2 protein-coding genes are annotated in these 1,113 nt (G+C 45.0%); both read right to left on the bottom strand.

What is annotated here, in order from left to right; genetic code table 11:
- Positions 1-145: 145 nt before the first annotated feature.
- Positions 146-295, bottom strand: a complete 150-nt coding sequence (locus A3762_RS26430; protein WP_156493375.1) for a hypothetical protein — start codon at positions 293-295, stop codon at positions 146-148.
- 161 nt (positions 296-456) lie between these two features.
- On the bottom strand, positions 457-1,113 hold a 657-nt coding region (locus A3762_RS27470), incomplete at its 5' end, for a hypothetical protein (RefSeq protein ID WP_197469188.1).

Here is a 1,113-nt window from a genome sequence, read left to right as displayed (position 1 = left end):
TTTTTGCCATTCTATTACTTCCTATTTTAGATTCTTAATTATCTAGTTTTTCTATCCCAAGGTGCAAACTTAATCGCGTGTTCGACCTTTCGGATTGCAGCTCGGATCTGCTCTTGATGTTTGATCTGCACGATGTGGTTGTTCATTACTTCACCTCTGCTTTGATATAAAGCCCCTGATATCTGTCGCCAAATCTATCTTTCATGGACTGATTAAACTCGGCTCGGTCTTTGTTAGCAGTGTCAATTACGTCAATCGGGTGTCCATCGACCATCACCTTATATGCGGTGGTCATTGCGTTACTACTTTGGACTTTGTTGTTTTTCGGGGTAATTGAGGTTGTAGGCCCCGTTATTACTGGCTTTTCAGCGATTACCTCTCCATTTTCGTTGGGGTAATCGGGGTAATTGGTAGCCTGCGCTTGTCGTAATGCTTATGCTAAATATTCGGCGGCGTTCATGCTTCCCCTTTATCAATGCTTGCGATGTGATATAGGCGTTTTGTCGATCCTTGAATTGTTGTTGCCTTTGAGCTCTTGCCAATGTCGTGCACTGCAATCAAATTAGTATCATTCAATGCTTTGATGATGCGGTTGATATTAGTGCAGTTGGCTGCGCGTTTAAGTCCCTCGCTCGTAAAGATCCAGATACGTTGTCCGTTTTCATCTCTCCACCAGCCTGCTCGATCCCGGATAGGGTAGTCATGCGAACTGTCATCAATGTTTGAAAACATGGTATCTCCATTGCGACTTATAAAATCTGCAATCTGCTCGATGATCGCGCTAGTTTCTGCGTTTTTGTTTTGCCGATGTTGTCGCCAATGATTAAACAACTCGATCATGGTTGCGGTAGGCTCGCCCATCTTTAGCGGTAGCAATTCATACTTGGCGGCAAGTTCTAATGCTGTGGCAACAATAGCGAATCGCTCTGCTGCTCGTTGTTCCTGTCCTCCATCAGGGGTCATTGAATCGCGTATAAGGTTTACTGAGGTGCTAAGATCGCTTAGGTCATCAGATATCAGTGCAGAAATAAAAGCAGGCCCTAACGTGCCGTAGTGAGCTCTGCACGCGTTCTTGATCGCATCTGATAGTTTTGCTCCGTCCTCCATCTGGTG

Source organism: Oleiphilus sp. HI0125 (assembly GCF_001635355.1).
Note: the sequence above shows the minus strand (reverse complement) of the source record. Positions and strands in the feature narration are given on the sequence as shown.

Excerpts from the sequence above, each read along its gene's own strand:
- A3762_RS26430 (WP_156493375.1), bottom strand. The coding sequence starts at position 295 with ATGACCACCGCATATAAGGTGATGGTCGATGGACACCCGATTGACGTA.